Source organism: Streptomyces sp. NPDC005878 (assembly GCF_040629815.1).
Lineage (GTDB): Bacteria > Actinomycetota > Actinomycetes > Streptomycetales > Streptomycetaceae > Streptomyces.
In genome coordinates, this window is the sequence record NZ_JBEXWK010000045.1 from 1 (window position 1) to 20,297 (window position 20,297).

General features: G+C 70.4%; 17 protein-coding genes. 4 read left to right on the forward strand and 13 right to left on the reverse strand.

What is annotated here, in order from left to right; all coding sequences use genetic code 11:
- Window positions 1-331: 331 nt before the first annotated feature.
- The 3 genes from ABZ404_RS37550 to thyX form a co-directional block, all read right to left on the reverse strand.
- On the reverse strand, window positions 332-2,017 hold the full coding sequence (locus ABZ404_RS37550) for a ribonuclease J (RefSeq protein WP_358836855.1): 1,686 nt from the start codon (window positions 2,015-2,017) through the stop codon (window positions 332-334).
- Between the two features lie 134 nt (window positions 2,018-2,151).
- Window positions 2,152-3,051, reverse strand: a complete 900-nt coding sequence (dapA, locus tag ABZ404_RS37555) for a 4-hydroxy-tetrahydrodipicolinate synthase (protein ID WP_358836854.1) — start codon at window positions 3,049-3,051, stop codon at window positions 2,152-2,154.
- A gap of 200 nt (window positions 3,052-3,251) precedes the next feature.
- Window positions 3,252-3,992, reverse strand: coding sequence for an FAD-dependent thymidylate synthase (gene thyX, locus ABZ404_RS37560; protein WP_358836853.1), 741 nt, complete (start codon window positions 3,990-3,992; stop codon window positions 3,252-3,254).
- Window positions 3,993-4,206: 214 nt separating this feature from the next.
- Here thyX and ABZ404_RS37565 point away from each other — a divergent pair, with 214 nt between their 5' ends.
- Both ABZ404_RS37565 and ABZ404_RS37570 read left to right on the forward strand, forming a co-directional pair.
- Window positions 4,207-4,446 carry a hypothetical protein gene (locus tag ABZ404_RS37565; RefSeq protein ID WP_358836852.1) on the forward strand — a complete coding sequence of 80 codons (240 nt, stop codon included), beginning with the start codon at window positions 4,207-4,209 and terminating at the stop codon, window positions 4,444-4,446.
- Window positions 4,447-4,579: 133 nt separating this feature from the next.
- A complete protein-coding gene (locus ABZ404_RS37570; RefSeq protein ID WP_358836851.1) occupies window positions 4,580-5,131 on the forward strand; it encodes a hypothetical protein in 552 nt (183 codons plus the stop codon).
- A 39-nt stretch (window positions 5,132-5,170) separates the two neighbouring features.
- Here ABZ404_RS37570 and ABZ404_RS37575 read toward each other — a convergent pair whose 3' ends face one another.
- The 6 genes from ABZ404_RS37575 to eccD all read right to left on the reverse strand — a co-directional run bounded on the left by ABZ404_RS37575 (window position 5,171) and on the right by eccD (window position 12,290).
- A complete protein-coding gene (locus ABZ404_RS37575; protein WP_358836850.1) occupies window positions 5,171-5,611 on the reverse strand; it encodes a tetratricopeptide repeat protein in 441 nt (146 codons plus the stop codon).
- A 14-nt stretch (window positions 5,612-5,625) separates the two neighbouring features.
- A complete protein-coding gene (dapB, locus tag ABZ404_RS37580; RefSeq protein WP_358836849.1) occupies window positions 5,626-6,378 on the reverse strand; it encodes a 4-hydroxy-tetrahydrodipicolinate reductase in 753 nt (250 codons plus the stop codon).
- 49 nt (window positions 6,379-6,427) lie between these two features.
- Complete coding sequence (locus ABZ404_RS37585; RefSeq protein WP_358991593.1) at window positions 6,428-7,807, reverse strand: pitrilysin family protein; 1,380 nt, start codon at window positions 7,805-7,807, stop codon at window positions 6,428-6,430.
- Complete coding sequence (locus ABZ404_RS37590) at window positions 7,804-10,020, reverse strand: polyribonucleotide nucleotidyltransferase (RefSeq protein ID WP_358837617.1); 2,217 nt, start codon at window positions 10,018-10,020, stop codon at window positions 7,804-7,806. The genes ABZ404_RS37585 and ABZ404_RS37590 overlap by 4 nt, the downstream gene beginning before the upstream one ends.
- Window positions 10,021-10,302: 282 nt before the next feature.
- Window positions 10,303-10,593, reverse strand: a complete 291-nt coding sequence (gene rpsO, locus ABZ404_RS37595; protein WP_067164948.1) for a 30S ribosomal protein S15 — start codon at window positions 10,591-10,593, stop codon at window positions 10,303-10,305.
- 224 nt (window positions 10,594-10,817) lie between these two features.
- On the reverse strand, window positions 10,818-12,290 hold the full coding sequence (gene eccD, locus ABZ404_RS37600; protein ID WP_358991596.1) for a type VII secretion integral membrane protein EccD: 1,473 nt from the start codon (window positions 12,288-12,290) through the stop codon (window positions 10,818-10,820).
- Between the two features lie 172 nt (window positions 12,291-12,462).
- Here eccD and eccCa point away from each other — a divergent pair, with 172 nt between their 5' ends.
- Entirely contained in the window at window positions 12,463-16,410 is a 3,948-nt protein-coding gene (gene eccCa / locus ABZ404_RS37605) for a type VII secretion protein EccCa (protein ID WP_358834517.1), read from the forward strand.
- 93 nt (window positions 16,411-16,503) lie between these two features.
- Window positions 16,504-16,737, forward strand: a complete 234-nt coding sequence (locus ABZ404_RS37610) for a DUF397 domain-containing protein (RefSeq protein ID WP_358834518.1) — start codon at window positions 16,504-16,506, stop codon at window positions 16,735-16,737.
- A gap of 117 nt (window positions 16,738-16,854) precedes the next feature.
- On the opposite strand, the gene ABZ404_RS37615 is transcribed toward ABZ404_RS37610, so the two are convergent.
- From ABZ404_RS37615 to ABZ404_RS37630, 4 genes are all read right to left on the reverse strand, one after another.
- Window positions 16,855-17,163 (reverse strand): WXG100 family type VII secretion target, encoded by a 309-nt coding sequence (locus ABZ404_RS37615; RefSeq protein WP_358834519.1) that lies wholly within the window; start codon window positions 17,161-17,163, stop codon window positions 16,855-16,857.
- 80 nt (window positions 17,164-17,243) lie between these two features.
- Window positions 17,244-17,609 (reverse strand): WXG100 family type VII secretion target, encoded by a 366-nt coding sequence (locus tag ABZ404_RS37620; RefSeq protein WP_358834520.1) that lies wholly within the window; start codon window positions 17,607-17,609, stop codon window positions 17,244-17,246.
- A 33-nt stretch (window positions 17,610-17,642) separates the two neighbouring features.
- Complete coding sequence (gene mycP / locus ABZ404_RS37625; RefSeq protein ID WP_358834521.1) at window positions 17,643-18,866, reverse strand: type VII secretion-associated serine protease mycosin; 1,224 nt, start codon at window positions 18,864-18,866, stop codon at window positions 17,643-17,645.
- A 39-nt stretch (window positions 18,867-18,905) separates the two neighbouring features.
- Window positions 18,906-20,285 carry a hypothetical protein gene (locus ABZ404_RS37630; protein WP_358834522.1) on the reverse strand — a complete coding sequence of 460 codons (1,380 nt, stop codon included), beginning with the start codon at window positions 20,283-20,285 and terminating at the stop codon, window positions 18,906-18,908.
- Between the last annotated feature and the right edge of the window lie 12 nt (window positions 20,286-20,297).

Sequence of the window (20,297 nt, forward strand, 5' to 3'; positions counted from 1 at the left end):
GCTTCCTTCGTTCCCGTTTCCGGGCCCTCCGGGCGCTTCCTTCGTTTCCGACTCTATCAGACTCTTTCGCGTCCGATTTCCCTGTCGGCGGGATTTGCTTTCCAGGTTCTCGCTTTCGCGTTTCCCTTTCCGGCGACTCCGACTTTATCAGAAGATCCGAGTCGGAATTTCCCTTCCGTTCGGCTTCCCTGACCCCGCGTCATGGACGCGGGAGGTACATGAAGGTACCGGGTTCCCGTCTGGAGGAGATGTAAACGTACTGGAGCGGAGCGCCCCGATGCAAATCGGGGGGCCCCGCTCCGGGCGTACGCCGTCAGTACCCGACGGGTCGTCAGACCTCGACGACCACAGGGAGGATCATCGGGCGGCGGCGGTAGGTGTCCGAGACCCACTTGCCGACCGAGCGGCGGATCAGCTGCTGGAGCTGGTGGGGCTCGACGACGCCGTCCTGGGCGGACTTGTTCAGCGCCTCCTCGATCTTCGAGACCACGGGGCTGAACGCCGAGTCCTCGATGCCGGAGCCGCGCGCCTGGATCGTCGGACCGCTCACGATCTTGCCGCTCGACGCGTCGAAGACGACGAAGACGGAGATGATGCCCTCGTCCCCGAGGATGCGACGGTCCTTGAGCGAGGACTCGGTGACATCGCCGACCGAGAGGCCGTCCACGTACACGTAACCGGCCTGGACCTTGCCGACGATCTTCGCGGCGCCGTCGACCAGGTCGACGACCACGCCGTCCTCGGCGATGACGATGTGGTTCTTCGGGACGCCGGTGAGCGCTCCGAGTTCCGCGTTCGCCCGCAGGTGGCGCCATTCGCCGTGGACCGGCATCAGGTTCTTCGGCTTGCAGATGTTGTAGAAGTACAGCAGCTCGCCGGCCGAGGCGTGACCCGAGACGTGCACCTTGGCGTTGCCCTTGTGGACGACGTTCGCGCCCCAGCGGGTCAGGCCGTTGATGACGCGGTAGACCGCGTTCTCGTTGCCCGGGATCAGGGACGACGCGAGGATCACCGTGTCGCCCGGGACGATCCGGATCTGGTGGTCGCGGTTGGCCATGCGGGACAGCGCGGCCATGGGCTCGCCCTGCGAACCGGTGCAGACCAGCACGACCTCGTCGTCCGGCAGGTCGTCGAGCGTCTTGACGTCCACGACCAGGCCCGCGGGGACCCGCAGATAGCCGAGGTCGCGCGCGATGCCCATGTTGCGGACCATCGAGCGGCCGACGAAGGCGACCCGGCGGCCGTACTCGTGGGCGGCGTCGAGGATCTGCTGGATGCGGTGCACGTGGCTGGCGAAGCTGGCCACGATGATCCGCTTGTCGGCGTTCGCGAACACGTTGCGCAGGACGTTGGAGATGTCCCGCTCGGGCGGTACGAAGCCGGGGACCTCGGCGTTGGTGGAGTCGGAGAGGAGGAGGTCGATGCCCTCCTCGCTCAGCCGCGCGAACGCGTGCAGGTCCGTGAGGCGCCCGTCGAGCGGGAGCTGGTCCATCTTGAAGTCGCCGGTGGCGACGGCCAGGCCCGCGGGGGTGCGGATGGCCACCGCGAGGGCGTCCGGGATGGAGTGGTTGACGGCGATGAACTCGCAGTCGAAGGGGCCCAGGCGCTCGCGGTCGCCCTCGACGACCTCCAGCGTGTAGGGGCGGATGCGGTGCTCCTGGAGCTTCGCCTCGATGAGCGCGAGGGTCAGCTTGGAGCCGATCAGCGGGATGTCCGGCTTCTCGCGCAGGAGGTACGGGACGCCGCCGATGTGGTCCTCGTGGCCGTGCGTGAGCACGATGCCCTCGACGTCGTCGAGGCGGTCCCTGATGCTGCTGAAGTCCGGCAGGATCAGGTCGACGCCGGGCTGCTCCTCCTCGGGGAAGAGGACGCCGCAGTCGACGATGAGCAGGCGGCCGCCGTACTCGAAGACCGTCATGTTCCGGCCGATCTCACCCAGACCACCGAGCGGCGTGACGCGCAGGCCGTTCTTGGGGAGCTTCGGCGGGGTACCGAGTTCAGGATGCGGATGACTCAAAAGACTCTCCTCACCACGCACGCCACGTACCGGTAGGGCACGTGGCGCGCATGACATTCGTGCACTTGCTGTTGTCTGTTTCGTTCTTCGTATTCAGTTGTGAAGTCTGTGGTGACAGCTTTACCCCGTAGGAGCTAAAGCTGTACCCCGCCGGCCGCGAGATCGACCTTGAGCTGGGCGGTTTCCTCCGCCGTCAGGTCGATCATCGGCAGGCGCAGCGGGCCGCCGGGCAGTCCCTGGAGGGCCAGGGCGGCCTTGGTGGTGATGACTCCCTGGGTACGGAACATGCCCGTGTACACCGGGAGCAGCCGCTGGTGGATCTCCGTGGCCTTCTGGACATTGCCCGAGAGGTAGGCGTCGAGGAGCGCGCGCAGCTCGGGGGTGACCACATGGCCGACGACCGAGACGAAACCGACCGCGCCGACCGAGAGCAGCGGCAGGTTGAGCATGTCGTCGCCGGAGTACCAGGCGAGGCCGGAGCGGGCGATGGCCCAGCTGGCACGGCCGAGGTCGCCCTTGGCGTCCTTGTTGGCGACGATACGCGGGTGCTCGGCGAGGCGCACGAGGGTTTCGGTGTCGATCGGGACACCGCTGCGGCCGGGGATGTCGTAGAGCATCACCGGGAGCTCGGTGGCATCGGCGATGGCCGAGAAGTGCCGGTACAGGCCCTCCTGGGGGGGCTTGTTGTAGTACGGCGTCACGGCGAGCAGGCCGTGTGCGCCGGCGCGCTCGGCCGTACGTGCCAGCTCCAGGGTGTGACGCGTGTCATTGGTGCCGATCCCGGCGACGACGTGGGCCCGGTCTCCGACCGCTTCCCGTACGGCCCGTACGAGCTGGTCTTTCTCCGCGTCGCTGGTGGTCGGGGACTCGCCGGTGGTGCCGTTGACGATCAGTCCGTCGTTGCCTGCGTCGACCAGGTGGACGGCGAGCCGCTGGGCGCCGTCGAGGTCGAGTGCGCCGTCCGCCGTGAAGGGCGTGACCATGGCGGTGAGGACCCGCCCGAAGGGGGTCTGCGGAGTGGAGATCGGAGCCATGGGTAACACGCTACTCGCTGCTCAGCGCCGGGTGTCCCCTCGGGGGACGTGGCAGAGGGAGCCCGGCACTGCCTGCTCGGGGGTTCAAGCAGTGCCGGGTCCGTTTGATCAGCCTAGATGAACTTCACGAAACGCCGCAATACGGACACTTTGCGCGAGGTATTCGCACATCCGTGCCCGTACGGGCGGATTCGCGCCACTTACGGGGCGACGCGGCCGTTGGCGTTGAAGGCGGCGTAGGTGAGCGGCATGAGCTTCGCCCAGTGCTCCTCCATCTTCTCGCCGACCATCTCGATCTCCCGCTGCGGGAACGACGGCACCTTCGCCTGCTCGTGCTGGGTGCGCAGACCCAGGAAGTGCATCAGGGAGCGGGCGTTGCACGTCGCGTACATCGACGAGAACAGGCCGACCGGGAGCACCGCGCGGGCGACCTCGCGGGCGACGCCGGCCGCCAGCATCTCCTGGTACGCCTCGTACGCCTGGCGGTAGGAGTCCTCCATCGCGCGGGCGGTCAGCTCCTGCTGGGCCTCGGTGCCCTCGACGAACTCGTACTTCCCGGGGCGGCCCTGCTGGACGAGCCTGCGGTCGGCCCCCGGCACGTAGAACACCGGCTGGAGCTCCCGGTAGCGGCCCGACTCCTCGTTGTACGACCAGCCCACCCGGTGCCGCATGAACTCGCGGAAGACGAAGATCGGGGCGCTGATGAAGAACGTCATCGAGTTGTGCTCGAAGGGGCTGCCGTGCCGGTCCCGCATCAGGTAGTTGATCAGGCCGCGGGAGCGCTCGGGGTCCTTCTGGAGCTCCTCCAGGGACTGCTCTCCGGCGGTCGAGACGCGGGCCGCCCAGAGGACGTCGGAGTCGCCCGCGGTGTGCTTCACCAGCTCGACGGTGACGTCACTGCGGAAGCTGGGCTTGAGGTCTGCGGCGGGGGTGTCGGTCACCGGCGGGTCCTTCCAGTTGGTACGGCGGCGACCACTCTACGGCCCGGCACCGACAACGCCCGCCCTGACGATCCGTCACAGAATTGTTCGGCCAATTCGGGGAATTCGGGCACCAATCCTCAACTCCATGCGTCTGTACCAGTAGACGCACCGCAGTTCGAGCGCCCCACCAGAGACAGCCCCGCAGACACCCACAGACAAGGAGAAGCCCCTCATGTTTCGCCGGCGTGAGCCCGTCCCCTTCGCGTTCGTCGCCGATGCCGACCGCTTCCGCAGCAACGTCACCCCGCCGCCCCGCGAGCGCGCCGGTGCCGGCCGCATAGTGGGCCGTACGCTGATCGGGCTGACCGTGGCCGCCGGGCTCGCGGGCTCGCTCCTGTTCGGCATGCCCGCGCTCCAGCCGAGCCAGTCGCCGACCCACACCCAGCAGCCGCAGGCGGCGGACGGCCGCTGACCCGGGCCCCTCCCCCATCGCCCGAATGGCGTGGGAGGCACCCCCATGGCCCCCCGGAAGTGGTCGTCCGACGGCCTCCTGGGTAGCCTCACCGGGCACAGCAATCGAGCGTGCTTGTGAGTGAGGATCAGTCGTGCCCCTGCCCTTCCTGACGGCCGACCGCGCATTCGACGCGACCGAGGACGACATCGCGCTGCCCTTCGACGACCACGACCGCTGGCGGCGTCCCTACCGGCCGGGCCCCTACCGGGTCGCCGCGGCCGCCGTGCTGCTGCTCCTGGCCTCGTTCGTGCTGCTCGGCTCCGTGATCATCGCGTTCACGGGCGGTCCGGTCGAGGCGCTCGTGGTGCTGGTCGTCGCGCTCCTGGTGATCGCGTCGGCGCTGCGGATGCTGCGGATGGGCGTCTGGGTCAGCCGGGCCGGGCTGCGGCGCGTCCGCTTCCTGAGCACCGCCACGGTGCCGTGGCCGCAGATCGAGAACGTACGGACGGTGCAGCAGCCCGTGCGGTGGCTCGGGCTGCCCAGGACCGTGCAGGGCCAGGCGCTGCTCGTCACCAGGAGCACCGGCGCCCCGCTCGGCGCGCTGCTCACCGACCACGACGCGGACTTCCTCTCGCGCGTCGAGGCGTTCGACCGGGCCGCCGACACGGTCGAGGCCTGGGCCGCGGAGTACGGGCGCGTCTGACCGCGGGCCGGAGCCCGCGGCGGAGGGGCCCGCTCCGGGCTAGTCCGCCTCCCGCAGCGATATCGCCCGCTGCATGGCCTTGCGGGCGCGCGGGGTGTCGCGGGCGTCCTGGTAGGCCACGGCGAGGCGGAACCAGCAGCGCCAGTCGTTCGGCGCGTCCTCCGTCTCGGCCTTGCGGCGGGCGAAGACCTCGTCCGCCGAGTCGCGGTCGATCCGGCCGGCCGGGGTGCGGACCAGCTCGTCCACCGGCAGACCGCCCTCGGCCTCCAGTTCGGCGGCGAGGGCGTTGGCCCGGGTCACGAAGCGGGTGTTGGCCCAGAGGAACCAGATGCCGATCAGCGGCAGCACCAGGACGGCGAGCCCCATGGTGACGGTGATCAGCTTGCCGTCCTGGATGAGCATCACGCCCCGGCTGCCGACCAGGACGAAGTAGAAGACCAGGACGGCGGCCGTGACGAAGTAAGTGATCTTTGCGCGCATGACCGCAGTCCAGCTCAGTTCAGGTCGAGGAAGTGTTCCAGGCCGAAGGTCAGGCCGGGAGTGGTCACCACGCGGCGCGCGCCGAGCAGGATGCCCGGCATGAAGCTGCTGTGGTGGAGCGAGTCATGACGGATCGTCAGTGTCTCGCCCTCGGCGCCCAGGAGGACCTCCTGGTGCGCCAGCAGACCGCGCAGCCGGACCGCGTGGACGGGGACGCCGTCGACGTCCGCGCCGCGCGCCCCCTCCAGCGCGGTCGCCGTGGCGTCCGGCGCGGGACCGACGCCCGCCTCCGCGCGGGCCGCCGCGATGAGCTGCGCGGTGCGCGTGGCGGTGCCGGAGGGCGCGTCCACCTTGTTGGGGTGGTGCAGCTCCACGACCTCCACCGATTCGAAGTAGGGGGCCGCGAGCTGCGCGAACTTCATGGTCAGGACGGCGCCGATGGAGAAGTTCGGCGCGATGAGCACACCGGTGGACGGCGAGCCGTCCAGCCAGGTGGTGAGCTGCGCGAGGCGGTCCTCGGTCCAGCCGGTGGTGCCGACGACCGCGTGGATGCCGTGGCGCACGCAGAAGTCAAGGTTGCCCATCACCGAGGCGGGCGTGGTCAGCTCGACCACGACCTCGGCGCCCGCCTCCGCGAGCGCCTCCAGCTTGTCGCCCCGGCCCAGGGCCGCCACCAGCTCCATGTCCTCGGCCGCTTCCACGGCCCGTACCGCTTCGGAACCGATGCGGCCCTTGGCGCCGAGAACCGCCACGCGCAGCTTGCTCATCTTGCTTCCTCACGTCCTTGCGTACAGGTACGTACGGGTTGCGTACGGATCAGGAGACCGCTTCGTGGAGGCGGTCGGCCTGCTTGTCCTTCAGCGGGCCGATGACGGACAGCGAGGGACGCCGGCCCAGCACATCACGGGCCACCTCGCTGACGTCGTCCGGGGTGACCGCGGCTATCTTGGCCAGCATGTCGTCGACCGACATGTGGGTGCCCCAGCACAGCTCGCTCTTGCCGATGCGGTTCATCAGCGCGCCGGTGTCCTCCAGGCCGAGGACGGTCGAGCCGGAGAGCTGGCCGATCGCGCGGCCGATCTCCTCGTCCGACAGCCCCTCGGAGGCGACCCGGTCCAGTTCGTCCCGGCAGATCTTCAGGACGTCGTGGACCTGGCTGGGCCGGCAGCCCGCGTACACGCCGAACAGACCGCAGTCGGCGAAGCCCGAGGTGTACGAGTACACGCTGTAGGCGAGGCCGCGCTTCTCCCGTACCTCCTGGAAGAGGCGGGACGACATGCCGCCGCCCAGGGCCGTGTTCAGCACGCTGAGCGCCCAGCGGCGCTCGTCGGTGCGGGCCAGGCCCGGCATGCCGAGGACGACGTGCGCCTGCTCGGTACGGCGGTTGAGGAGTTCCACCCGGCCGGCCGTCTTCAGGGTGCGGACGCCGTCGCGCGGGGCGACCGGGACCGCGTCCGTCCGCGTCAGCGCGCCGGCCTTCTCGAAGGCCCTGCGCACCTGGCGTACGACGGTGGCGTGGTCGACGTTGCCCGCGGCGGCCACGACCAGGTGGCGCGGGTCGTAGTGCTTCTTGTAGAAGCGGGCGACCTGCGACCGGGTCAGCGCGTTGATCGTGTCGACGGTGCCGAGGACCGGGCGGCCCAGCGGGGTGTCGCCGAGCATGGTGTGCGCGAACAGGTCGTGCACGCAGTCGCCCGGGTCGTCCTCCGTCATCGCGATCTCTTCGAGGATGACACCGCGCTCGGCGTCCACGTCCTCTTCGAGGATGAGGGAGCCGCTCAGCATGTCGCAGACGACGTCGATCGCCAGCGGCAGGTCGGTGTCGAGCACGCGCGCGTAGTAGCAGGTGTACTCCTTCGCCGTGAAGGCGTTCATCTCGCCGCCGACCGCGTCGATCGCGGCGGAGATGTCGAGGGCGCTGCGCTTGCGCGTGCCCTTGAACAGGAGGTGCTCCAGGTAGTGCGTGGCGCCGTTGAGCGTGGGCGTCTCGTCACGGGAGCCGACCTGGACCCAGATGCCGAAGGTCGCCGACCGTACGGAGGGCAGGGTCTCGGTGACGACGCGCAGGCCGCCGGGGAGGGTCGTGCGGCGGACGGTGCCGATGCCGCCCGCGCCCTGGAGAAGCGTTTGGGTACGGGCGACGGCCCGCGCCTCCGAGGAGGTGCGGGCCGTCGCCTTGGAGCTACGGGACGTCACTTGTCGGTGTCGTCCTTCGTCTCGTCGCCCTCTTCACCCTCGACGACCGGGATCAGGGAGAGCTTGCCACGGGAGTCGATCTCGGCGATCTCGACCTGCACCTTGGAGCCGACCGCGAGCACGTCCTCGACGTTCTCCACGCGCTTGCCACCGGCGAGCTTGCGGATCTGCGAGATGTGCAGCAGACCGTCCTTGCCGGGCATCAGGGAGACGAAGGCACCGAAGGTGGTGGTCTTGACGACCGTACCCAGGTAGCGCTCGCCGACCTCCGGCATGGTCGGGTTGGCGATCGCGTTGATCGTGGCGCGGGCGGCCTCGGCCTGCGAGCCGACCTGGGCACCGATGTAGATGGTGCCGTCGTCCTCGATCGTGATCTCGGCGCCGGTGTCCTCCTGGATCTGGTTGATCATCTTGCCCTTGGGGCCGATGACCTCACCGATCTTGTCCACCGGGATCTTGACGGTGATGATCCGCGGGGCGTTCGGGGACATCTCGTCCGGCGTGTCGATCGCTTCCATCATCACGTCGAGGATGTGGAGGCGGGCGTCGCGGGCCTGCTTGAGGGCCGCGGCCAGGACGGAGGCCGGGATGCCGTCCAGCTTGGTGTCGAGCTGGAGGGCGGTGACGAACTCCTTCGTACCGGCGACCTTGAAGTCCATGTCGCCGAACGCGTCCTCCGCACCGAGGATGTCGGTGAGGGCGACGTAGTGCGTCTTGCCGTCGATCTCCTGGGAGATCAGGCCCATGGCGATACCGGCGACGGGGGCCTTGAGCGGCACACCGGCGTTCAGCAGCGACATGGTGGAGGCGCAGACCGAGCCCATCGACGTCGAGCCGTTGGAGCCGAGGGCCTCGGACACCTGGCGGATCGCGTAGGGGAACTCCTCGCGCGTCGGCAGCACCGGCACGATCGCGCGCTCGGCGAGCGCGCCGTGGCCGATCTCGCGGCGCTTGGGCGAGCCCACGCGGCCGGTCTCACCGACGGAGTACGGCGGGAAGTTGTAGTTGTGCATGTAGCGCTTGCGGGTCACCGGGGAGAGGGTGTCCAGCTGCTGCTCCATACGGAGCATGTTGAGAGTGGTGACGCCCAGGATCTGGGTCTCGCCACGCTCGAACAGCGCCGAGCCGTGCACGCGCGGGATGGCCTCGACCTCGGCGGCCAGGGTACGGATGTCCGTGATCCCGCGGCCGTCGATGCGGACCTTGTCCTTGATGACGCGCTCGCGGACCAGCTTCTTGGTCAGCGCGCGGTACGCGGCGGAGATCTCCTTCTCGCGGCCCTCGAAGGCCGGCAGGAGCTTCTCGGCCGCCAGCTCCTTGACGCGGTCCAGCTCGGCCTCGCGGTCCAGCTTGCCCGCGATGGTCAGCGCCTGGGCGAGCTCGCCCTTGACCGCGGCGGAGAGCGCCTCCAGGACGTCGTCCTGGTAGTCGAGGAAGACCGGGAACTCGCCGGTCGGCTTGGCGGCCTTGGCGGCGAGCTCGGCCTGGGCCTTGCAGAGCACCTTGATGAAGGGCTTCGCGGCGTCCAGACCGGCGGCGACGACCTCCTCGGTCGGCGCCTCGGCGCCGCCCTTGACGAGCTGGATCGTCTTCTCGGTGGCCTCGGCCTCGACCATCATGATCGCGACGTCGCCGTCCTCGAGGGCGCGACCGGCGACGACCATGTCGAAGACGGCGTCCTCGAGCTCGGTGTGCGTCGGGAAGGCCACCCACTGGCCGCGGATCAGCGCGACGCGGACGCCGCCGATCGGGCCGGAGAAGGGCAGGCCGGCCAGCTGCGTGGAGCAGGAGGCGGCGTTGATGGCGACCACGTCGTAGAGGTGGTCGGGGTTGAGCGCCATGATCGTGGCGACGACCTGGATCTCGTTGCGCAGGCCCTTCTTGAAGGACGGGCGCAGCGGGCGGTCGATCAGCCGGCAGGTGAGGATGGCGTCCTCGGAGGGGCGGCCCTCACGGCGGAAGAAGGAGCCGGGGATCTTGCCGGCCGCGTACATCCGCTCCTCGACGTCCACCGTCAGGGGGAAGAAGTCGAGCTGGTCCTTGGGCTTCTTGGACGCGGTCGTGGCCGAGAGGACCATCGTGTCGTCGTCCAGGTACGCGACGGCGGAGCCGGCGGCCTGCTTGGCCAGGCGGCCCGTCTCGAAGCGGATGGTGCGGGTGCCGAAGGAACCGTTGTCGATGACGGCCTCGGCGTAGTGGGTCTCGTTCTCCACCAGTGGTTTCTCCATACTCATCGTCTTTCGTCCCCGGGCCCGTGTGGCGGGGGGACGGTCAGCGGAGAAGCGCTCCTGTGCTGCGGGCCGGTCTTCGATCGAAGCATCCGGGGGCGTTCTCTCCCCGGAGGCCACTACCGAGGACCGGCGGCGGGAGGAGGCTTCTCCCTCATTATTCCGTGGTGCGTTGTACGACCAGACTACTGAGCGTCCGGTACGTCGCGCACGTACAGCAAAGGGAGCGGCCCCCTCATAGGTGGGAACCGCTCCCTTCACGGCGACTTACTTGGCGCCGCCGGCCGCACCGCGGCGGATGCCCAGGCGGTCGACCAGCGCACGGAAGCGCTGGATGTCCTTCTTGGCCAGGTACTGCAGCAGGCGGCGGCGCTGGCCGACCAGGATCAGCAGACCACGACGGGAGTGGTGGTCGTGCTTGTGGGTCTTGAGGTGCTCGGTCAGGTCCGAGATGCGGCGGGAGAGCATGGCGACCTGGACCTCGGGGGAGCCGGTGTCGCCCTCCTTCTGGCCGAACTCGGACATGATCTGCTTCTTCGTAGCGGCGTCGAGCGACACGCGGTACTCCTCGTAGTCTTGATGTGCCACCGAGTGCCCCTGGTCTTGGTCTCAGGGGAGCTTCCGTTACTCGGGAGGCGGGGATCCGCTGGGCGCAGCCTCCAGAAGAGATCCGGAGACGCGTACACAAACGGCCGTCACACAGCGTACCAGTACGCCGGGACTCGTCCGATCGGGGGTCCTCCGCCCCCCGGGCGTGTCCCCGGGGAGCCGGTGGGGGCCGGTCAGCCGCTGGTGAGCGAGCGGGCCCGGTCGAAGACATCCAGGACGGCCAGGCAGAGCGGGACCAGCGAGAGCAGCACGGCGCCCTCGGCGAGGTCGAGGGTACGGCCCCAGAACGGCGAGAGGCCCTTCTTCGGGATGACCAGGCCGATCGCGGTGATCAGGGCGGCGCCGGCGGCGACGGCCGCGGAGAGCCAGATCGTACGGATGTCGAGGGAGCCGCGGTCGCCGTAGCGGACGAAGTCGTACAGCAGGTCGCCGGGCGGGTTCAGGGACAGGCCGAGGACCAGCAGGGCGATGGCGGCGATCCCGGCCACCAGGACGCAGGCGACCTGCGAGGTGTAGCGGAACAGACGCGCGCGCAGCAGCATGGCGAGCCCGGCCGCGAGGGCGAGGAGCTGGCCGTAGACGCTGTGCGAGAAGCCGAGGACGGCGGCGGAGCCGACCACGGTGGCGGCGCAGCCGCCGACCAGGCCGAGCAGCATCTCGTGGCCGCGCCGGGCCTGGGCGGCGATGCGCTCGGCGTCGACGGGGCGGGCGTCGGGGGCGGTGCTGGGCTCGGCGCCGAAGTCGTCGGCGGCGGCGCTGCGCGGCGAGGCGTACCCGATGGGGAGCCGGGCGAAGCGGGCGGACAGGCCCGGCAGGAAGGCGACCAGGCCGATGGCGACCGGGGCGCAGACCGCGGCCGTCCGGGTGGCACTGGACTCGGTGAGGATGGCCACGAAGGTGGCGAGGGTGCCGGTGGCGGCGAGGAAGGTGGCCGCCACGAACGGGGCGTCGCCGCTCGGGGTGAGCACCACCAGGGACACCGAGGCGACCAGGACGGTGACGCAGCCGAGCAGGAACTGGAGCTTGCCGGGTCCGTCGCCGCTGTCCGGGCCGATGATGCCGGAGCCCGCGATCAGCAGCAGCGGCAGCGCGCCCAGGCCCAGGGCCACGGCGCTGGCGCGGTCGGAGTAGACCCGGGCCCGCACGCCCGCGAAGGCGGTGAGCAGCAGGCCGGCGGAGCCCGCGATGATGCCGGGCAGGCCGTGCATGTCGTGGTCGACGGGATCGGCGTACCAGAGGACGAAGCCCATCAGGACGAGCAGCAGGACGCCGCCGGCCAGGCCCGCCCAGCGCAGCAGGTCGTCGCTCCACAGGTGGCGGTCGCGGGTGACGGCGGAGGCGACGGCGTCCGAGACGTCGTCGAAGACGGCGGGCGGCAGCGACTCGGCGAAGGGACGCAGGCTGAGCAGCTCCCCGTCGAGGACCTGCTGGGCGGCGAGGGTGCGGGCGCCGTCGAGGACGGTGCCGTCGCGGCGCACCAGGTGGTAGCCGGTGGGCGCCCCCGCGGGCTGGGTCTGCCCGGTGAGCCGGAGGATCTCCGGATAGACGTCGGCGACGGCGATGTCCTCCGGGAGGGCCACATCGATGCGACTGTCGGGCGCCACCACCGTGACCCGGCAGAAGCCTGTCGCTGCGGTCGTACTCACGTCCTCGGACCCCCTGATTCGCGGTTGCGCACACTGCGCGCGCCACCCTACCGGGCTCCGGTGTCACAGGCTGCAAGTAGGATCACCGTCGCGCGGAGGGAGCCCCTGAAACGAGCGGTCACGGGGGCGCCGGAACGCAAGTGACCGTCCGTATTGAGGGATTGATGCTCCGGTGAGCCAGATCGTCGTCAAACGCCCGCCGCGGTCCTTGCCGCCCGAAGTGTCCTCGGACGAGCTGCGGCTCGAGGCACCGCCGGAGTTGCCGCGCGGACAGCAGGAGTCGATGCTGATGCAGCTCCTGCCGATGCTCGGCATGGGCTCGTCGGTGGTGTTCTTCTTCATGCCCAACTCGGCGCCGTTCATGAAGATCATGGGCGCGCTGATGCTGGTGTCCACCCTGGCCATGGTCATCGCGCAGCTGGTGAAGTTCCGCAAGGGTGCGCAGGGGCAAATGGCCGACGTCCGGCGCGACTACCTCAAGTACCTCGCCCAGACGCGGCGGGCGGTCCGCAAGACCGCGCGGCGCCAGCGCGACGCGCAGCTGTATCTGCACCCGGCGCCCGAGCAGTTGTGGTCGGTGGTCGCGGAGGGCTCGCGGGTGTGGGAGCGCCGGGTGGGCGACGACGACTTCGGACAGGCCCGGATCGGTCTGGGCGCCCAGCAGCTCGCCACCCCGCTGATAGCGCCGGAGACGGCGCCGGTGGACGAACTGGAGCCGCTGTGCGCGGGCGCGATGCAGCAGTTCCTCGCGGTGCACGGCTCGCTGGACGGGCTGCCGATGGCGGTCTCGATGCGCGCCTTCTACCACGTGACGGTCTCCGGCGACCCGGACGCCGCCCAGTCGGCGGCGCGCGCGCTGGTGGCGCAGCTGGTGACGCTGCACTCCCCCGACGACCTGATGGTCGCCGTGGTGGCCGCCCCGGGCGCGGTGGCGCGCTGGGACTGGACGAAGTGGCTGCCGCACACCCAGGTCCCCGGCCAGGTCGACGGGGCCGGCACCAAGCGCCTGTTCGGTGACGACCTGGGCGAGCTGGAGCTGCTGCTCCACAGCAGGCTGGACGGGCGGCCCCGGTTCAGCCGGGACAACCAGCCGGTCCTGGACCAGCCGCACCTGGTGGTGGTCCTCGACGGCGGGATGGTGCCGCCGGACTCGGCGTTCGCCGCCGCCGAGGGGCTCCAGGGCGTCACCATCATCGAGGTGGTGCCGGGCGAGCTCGACGAGCCGCGCGGCGGCCTCTCGGTCGTCGTGCGCCCGGGACGGCTGCGCCTGGAGTCGGGCTTCGGGATGGCGTACGAGGGCGTGCCCGACCAGATGTCGCTCCCGGCCGCCGAGGCGCTGGCCCGCCAGCTCGCGCCGCTCCAGATGGGCGGCGGGGACGACGACGAGCCGCTGCTGGCCAACCTGGACTTCACGGACCTGCTGAACCTGGGCGACGCCGGCTCCGTCGACGTGGCGCGCACCTGGCGCCCGCGCTCGACGGCCGAGCGGCTGCGGGTGCCGATCGGCGTGGGCGAGGACGGCCAGCCGGTGATGCTGGACCTCAAGGAGGCGGCGCAGGAGGGCATGGGCCCGCACGGCCTGTGCGTCGGCGCGACCGGTTCCGGCAAGTCGGAGCTGCTGCGCACCCTGGTGCTCGGCCTCGCGGTCACCCACACATCGGAGACGCTGAACTTCGTCCTCGCCGACTTCAAGGGCGGCGCGACCTTCACCGGCATGTCCCAGATGCCGCACGTGGCGGCGGTCATCACCAACCTCGCGGACGACCTCACCCTGGTCGACCGCATGGGCGACGCCATCCGCGGCGAGCTCCAGCGCCGCCAGGAGCTGCTGCGCTCGGCGGGCAACTACGCCAACATGCACGACTACGAGAAGGCGCGCGCCGCGGGCGCCCCGCTGGAGCCGCTGGCCTCGCTGGTCCTGGTGATCGACGAGTTCTCCGAACTCCTCACCGCCAAGCCCGACTTCATCGACATGTTCATCCAGATCGGCCGCATCGGCCGCTCGCTCGGCGTGCACCTGCTGCTCGCCTCGCAGCGCCTGGAGGAGGGCAAGCTGCGCGGCCTCGACACGTATCTCTCCTACCGCGTGGGTCTGCGGACCTTCTCGGCGGCCGAGTCGCGTACGGCGCTGGGCGTGCCCGACGCCTACCACCTGCCGTCGGTGCCCGGTTCGGGCTACCTCAAGTTCGGTACGGACGAGATGGTCCGCTTCAAGGCGGCGTACGTGTCGGGAACCTACCGCTCCGGCGGCCCGGACCTGACCGTGGGGCCGCTGCCGATCGAGCGGCGCCCCGCGGTGTTCACGGCCGCCCCGGTGCCGGTGGTCTACGCGGCGCCGGACCCGGCGGCCGTCAGGGGCCGCGGCGAGGACGACGCGCTGGCCGACACGGTCCTCGACGTGATCGTGCGGCGCCTGGAGGGGCAGGGCGTGCCGGCCCACCAGGTGTGGCTGCCGCCGCTGGACGACGCGCCCTCGCTGGACCAGCTGCTGCCGGGCATCGCGACGACGGCGGAGCGCGGGCTGAACGCGACGGAGTACACCCGCCCCGGCGGCCTCATCGTGCCCCTCGGCCTCATCGACAAGCCCTTCGAGCAGCGCCGCGAGGTGCTCTACCGCGACTTCTCCGGCGCGGCCGGCCACATGCTGATCGTCGGCGGCCCGCAGTCCGGCAAGTCGACGCTGCTGCGCACGATGATCTCCTCGTTCGCGCTCACCCACACCCCGAACGAAGTGCAGTTCTACGGGCTGGACTTCGGCGGTGGCGGCCTCTCGGCCGTCTCCGGCCTGCCGCACGTGGGCGGCGTCGCCTCGCGCCTGGACCCCGAGCGGGTGCGGCGCACGGTGGCGGAGGTCGCGGGCGTGCTGAACCGGCGCGAGGAGTTCTTCCGCGCCAACGGCATCGACTCCATCGGCACCTACCGGCGCCGCCGCGCGGCCGGCGACCTGCCGGGCGAGGCCTGGGGCGACGTGTTCCTGGTCATCGACGGCTGGGGCGCGTTCCGTGGCGACTACGAGATGCTCGACGGCGTCGTCCAGGACATCGCGAGCCGCGGTCTCGGCTACGGCATCCACGTCGTCCTCACCGCCTCCCGCTACATGGAGGTGCGCGCCGCGCTCAAGGACCAGATCCTGGGCCGCCTCGAACTGCGGCTCGGCGACTCCATGGACTCCGAGTTCGACCGCAAGGTCGCCGCCAACGTGCCGGTGGGCATGCCGGGCCGCGGCCAGGTCGCGGAGAAGCTGCACTTCATGTCGGCGCTGCCGCGCATGGACGGCTCCTGCGACCCCGAGACGCTCTCGGAGGCGACCGAGGCGTTCGTCCGGACGGCCAAGGAGGCCTGGCAGGGCCCGGCGGCCCCGACCGTCCGCCTGCTCCCCCGCCGGCTCCCGGCCGACCAGCTGCCGAAGGGCTTCGAATACCCGCAGCACGGCGTGGCGATCGGCATCGACGAGACCAATCTGGAGCCGGTGTTCGTCGACTTCGAGACCGACCCGTTCTTCCTGGTCTTCGGTGAGAGCGAGTCGGGCAAGACGGCGCTGCTCCGCCACCTCGCCCAGAAGATCTCCGAGCGGTACTCGCCGGACGAGGCGAAGATCGTCGTCGGTGACTACCGCCGCTCGCTCCTGGACGCGGTCCCGGACACCCATCTGCTGGAGTACGCGCCGCTCGCCAGCGCGCTGGAGATGCACATGAACGCGCTGGCGGACCTGATGGTGCGCCGCCAGCCGCCGCCGGACGTCACCCCGCAGCAGCTGCGCGACCGCTCCTGGTGGACGGGCCCGCAGGTCTTCATCATCGTCGACGACTACGAGCTGGTCTCGACGAACGCGGGCAACCCGCTGTCGGTGATGGTGGAGAACCTGCCGTTCTCGCGGGACGTGGGCGTGCGCTTCATCATCGCCCGCAGCTCGGCGGGCGCGTCCCGCTCGATGTACGAGTCCTTCATGCAGCGCATCAAGGAACTCGGCGCGCAGGGCGTGGTCCTGTCCGGCGACCCGAACGAGGGCGACGTCCTCGGCAACGTCCGCCCGCGCCCGATGCCGCAGGGCCGCGGCTACTTCGTCTCGCGCAAGCGCGGCACCCCGCTGGTGCAGCTGGGCTGGCTCCCGGAGCAGTGACGGACCGGGGGTGACAGAAGGGAGGAACGGGCGGTGCGAGCCGCCCGCTCCAACTACCCTGGGCGGCACTGAACTTCGAAGGGAACGTGCTACATGGGCAGCGAACGTGAGAAGGAAGAGCTGTACGCCCTCGACATCTCGGGCGCGGAGTGGGTGAGCGCGCCCGGCACCGAGAACGAGGCGGAGCGCGTGGAGATCGCCCATCTGCCCGGCGGGGCGGTGGCGATGCGGTCGTCCCTCGACCCGGACACCGTGCTGCGGTACACGGAGGCGGAGTGGACGGCGTTCGTCCTGGGCGCGCGCGACGGCGAGTTCGACCTGCGCTGAACTTGGGGCAGAGGCAGGGGGCCGGGGCACGGGGCCCCGGCGGAGCACAGACGAAAGGGGGTCACGCCCGATGGGCGTGACCCCCTTTACTGCGCCCGGCGGGCGAGATCAGCGGGCTCAGTAGGCCTCGGTGAACAGCCGCGACGCCTTGACGTCGGTCTGGTGGTAGCTGGCCTTGCCGTGCTCGATCGTCTTGGCGATCTTCTCCAGCGTCTGCTGGATGTCGTGCGCGTCGCGCCGGTAGTCCTTCTGGACCTTCAGGTACTGACCGTGCGCCTCGCCGTCCCAGGTGCTGGCGACGACGTTGACGGCCGATTCCATCCGGCCGAGGTCGTCCATGATGCGCTTGGAGATGGCGCGGATGCTGTTCGCGATCTCCTGGACGTTCTCATACCGAATCTTGAGGTCGGGACCCAAGTCACCCATGTCTGCTCCTCGTGAAGTCTGAAGTGTGGTGGGGCTGCGTGCGTACGCCGGGGCGCCCGCGGGCCGCCCGGCGGTACTGCCTAGAGACCGTTGATGCCCGAGGTGTTGGGCACGCCACCGCTGGTGGCACCGCCCTGGGCGTTGATCGCCCGGAACGCGGCGTCGACCTCTTCGTCGTTCTGCTGGTTGAGGTTCTTCGTACCGACCACGGCGTTGTAGAGGACGTCCAGCTTGCGGCGGATGTCGTCGTGACGCGTGTTCAGCGTGTCCTGGGCGATCTTGAACTGGTCGGCACCGGAACCGGTCCAGCCCGCACCGACCGTGGCGATCGCGTCGGCCAGCACGCGGATCTGCTGGCTCATGTCGTGGGCGGTTTCCTCAATGGCGTTCTTGGCCTTGGTGACGGCCTCGTAGCCAATGCTCTGACCACCGGGATTGGAGCTCATTCTCTTCCCTCTCGTGAGTGTCCGAGCGAGTGTTCACGCTCGCTTGTTGCGTACACGTACCGCCGCGACGGCGCCGCCGATGAGGACGACGACCGCGGCGATGATGGCGATGACGGTCCAGGGAGCGGAGTCCTTGTCCTCGGACGCCGAGTCCGCGGCCCTGCCGGCCTGCGGCTTCTCCTGGTCGCCACTGCCTGCCCCCTTGTCTGCTGTGTCTGCGGGAGAGGGGGAAGTCGTGGGTGTGCCGCCGCCCCGGGCGGCGAGCAGCGGGTTGACGTCGGCGGGGCCCGGGTTCCCGTTGCCCTTGAGCAGGACCTGGGCGGGGCGGACGGTGCCGTACCCGATGTATTGGCTCGGCACCTTGCCGTTGTGCCCGGCGGTCTCCATCATCACGCGCAGCACCTGGTTGCCGGTCCAGTCGGGGTGGGCGGACCAGATGAGGGCGGCTGTGGCGGAGGTGAGGGCTGTGGCGTAACTGGTTCCCCGCGCCTCGCAGTAGCCGTTGCCGTCGGAGCAGTGCGTCGGGATCTTGTCCCCCGGCGCGGCGAGCCCGACGTGGCTGCCGGTGCTGGAGAACTTGGACAGCTTGCCGTCGGTCCCGATCGAGCCGACTGCCACGACCCCAGGGGTCGCGGCGGGGTACTCGACCGGGTTGCCCTTGTCACCGCCGTTGCCGGAGCCGGCGAAGACCAGCTTGCCCTTGGAGAGGGCGTAGCTGACTGCGGAGGCGAGTTCCTGCTTCACCGTCGCGCCGGGAAAGTCGCCCGCACGCGAGACGTTGATGACGCGGGCATCGCTGTCGGCCGCGTACCGGATCCCCTTGGCCAGGGTTTCCATCCCCCCGAACTCATGGTCCTTCACGGCCACCCTGACCGAAAGGATCTTCGCGTCGGGCGCCAGCCCCTTGACGCCGCCGCTCGCACCGTTGCCGGAGATGGTCACGGCCATGTCCGTGCCGTGACCGTCCGCGTCCTCCCGGGAGCCACCCGTTCCGGTGAAGTCCCGGCCCTCCAGGACACGTCCGGTCAGTTCCGGCTCGGACCGGACACCGCTGTCGACCACGGCGACGGTGATGCCCTTGCCGGTGCTGACCTTCCAGATGGCTTCCGCGTCCATCGCGTCCAGGTACCACTGCTTTGACCGCATGTCGTCGGCCAGCGCCGTCGGCGCGGTGCCGACTGAGCAGGCCAGTGCGGCAGCCAGTGCGGCACCGAGAAGTGCCGGGCGGCTGCGCGCTGCGCGGGCTGAGCTGAACATGGGACTGCGGACTCCTTGAGCGGCGATGGTTTGCGTACGTCAGTCGACGACCGGCGGGACGACCTTGCGGTGGTCCATCGCCCAGGTCTCCTCGTCCTCGACCAGGTAGTCGGGGGCTTCGGAAGAAGTGGAACGACGCCGGTCCGTGCCTCGCTTGTTGCCGTTCACCAATCCCGTACCGCCGGGGGTGAATTCACCACGCCCGCCCAGAGACGCACGCGGAGCCCCGACAGTTCCACCCGGCTCGGAGGCCAGCCTGCGACCGCCCATGCCGGTGGCGCCACGCGGGGCGCCGCCGGGGCCGTGCCCCATGCCGCCGCCCATGGGCCCGCGGCCCATGCCGGTGCCGGCGCGCTCCTCGCCCACGACCGTGCCCATCGGGAGCCGGGGCGCCGAGCCACGGCCGGTGGTGGGCATGGGCCGCCCGCCGGTGATGCCCTCGGCGGTGATGCCGCGCGCGGTGCCGGGAAGACCACTCGGACGAGCGATGCCCGGACCGCGCGGGTTGCCCACCGCACGGCCGCCGCTGGGTCCCTCGCCGGGTACGCCGACGCGGGTCATGCCCGGAATCCGTTCCCGTCCGGCCTTGCCGAGCGGGCCTGGCAGGACCGGAGGCGGGGTGAGGACGGGAGGCTGCCCCTGCGCGGGCGCGGGACCGGTGGGCACGGTCGGCCGTGTCGTGGTCTCCGCAGGCGGAGTCATTGTCACGGAGTCGATGGCGGTATGGGCCGGCGACTCGTGAGGAGTAAAGGTGGAGGCGACCGTGGTGTGCGAGGGCGAAGTCCCCGTCGTCCCTGTCGTCCCGGTGGTGCCGTAACCGTGCGTACCGGCGGTCACCGAAGAGGTGTGACCGGTCGACGTTCCACCGGTCGCGCCACTTCCGGACTCGCCGGATCCGTAACGCGTCTTCCCCTCACTGACACCGGGGTTGTCGCCCGGCAACGGCGCGAACTTGGGCTCAGGCTGGGCCGAGATCCGGTCCCGGGACGCGTCGTAGTACGACGACAGCCGGTTCAGCTGGTTGATCGCCTCGTTCGTCTTCGGCCCCAGCGCCTTCAGCCGGGCCTTCTCCTTCTCGGGGTCGGCGTAGCACATGCCGTCCGCGGGCGGGAGGGCCGCCTTCGCCTCGGTCAGGGCCTGGCCCGCGCGGGCCATCTCCTGGCCGACGACACCGGCGTACTCGCTCAGTACCAGCGTCTGCGCCACCATCCCGCGGCCCCACTCGCGGAACGCGTCCCCACCGGCGCCGTGCCACTTGACCTGCTCCATGTACCAGCGCAGGTCCCGCGCGATGTCCGCGATGTCGGGCGCCGCGGCGGCCAGCGTCTCGGCCGCGCCGGTCAGTTCGGTCGGCTTCGCCGACGCGAGCATCGCGTGGAGGGCCTCCAGGGACATGCCCTCGAATTCGTCCGTAGCCATCGTCATGCCCCC

What these genes read in the sequence shown, in the direction of transcription:
- dapA (WP_358836854.1), bottom strand. Translation starts at nt 3,051, where the DNA reads ATGGCTCCGATCTCCACTCCGCAGACCCCCTTCGGGCGGGTCCTCACC.
- ABZ404_RS37565 (WP_358836852.1), top strand. Translation starts at nt 4,207, where the DNA reads ATGTTTCGCCGGCGTGAGCCCGTCCCCTTCGCGTTCGTCGCCGATGCC.
- ABZ404_RS37575 (WP_358836850.1), bottom strand. Translation starts at nt 5,611, where the DNA reads ATGCGCGCAAAGATCACTTACTTCGTCACGGCCGCCGTCCTGGTCTTC.
- dapB (WP_358836849.1), bottom strand. Translation starts at nt 6,378, where the DNA reads ATGAGCAAGCTGCGCGTGGCGGTTCTCGGCGCCAAGGGCCGCATCGGT.
- ABZ404_RS37610 (WP_358834518.1), top strand. Translation starts at nt 16,504, where the DNA reads ATGGGCAGCGAACGTGAGAAGGAAGAGCTGTACGCCCTCGACATCTCG.
- ABZ404_RS37615 (WP_358834519.1), bottom strand. Translation starts at nt 17,163, where the DNA reads ATGGGTGACTTGGGTCCCGACCTCAAGATTCGGTATGAGAACGTCCAG.
- ABZ404_RS37620 (WP_358834520.1), bottom strand. Translation starts at nt 17,609, where the DNA reads ATGAGCTCCAATCCCGGTGGTCAGAGCATTGGCTACGAGGCCGTCACC.
- mycP (WP_358834521.1), bottom strand. Translation starts at nt 18,866, where the DNA reads ATGTTCAGCTCAGCCCGCGCAGCGCGCAGCCGCCCGGCACTTCTCGGT.
- ABZ404_RS37630 (WP_358834522.1), bottom strand. Translation starts at nt 20,285, where the DNA reads ATGGCTACGGACGAATTCGAGGGCATGTCCCTGGAGGCCCTCCACGCG.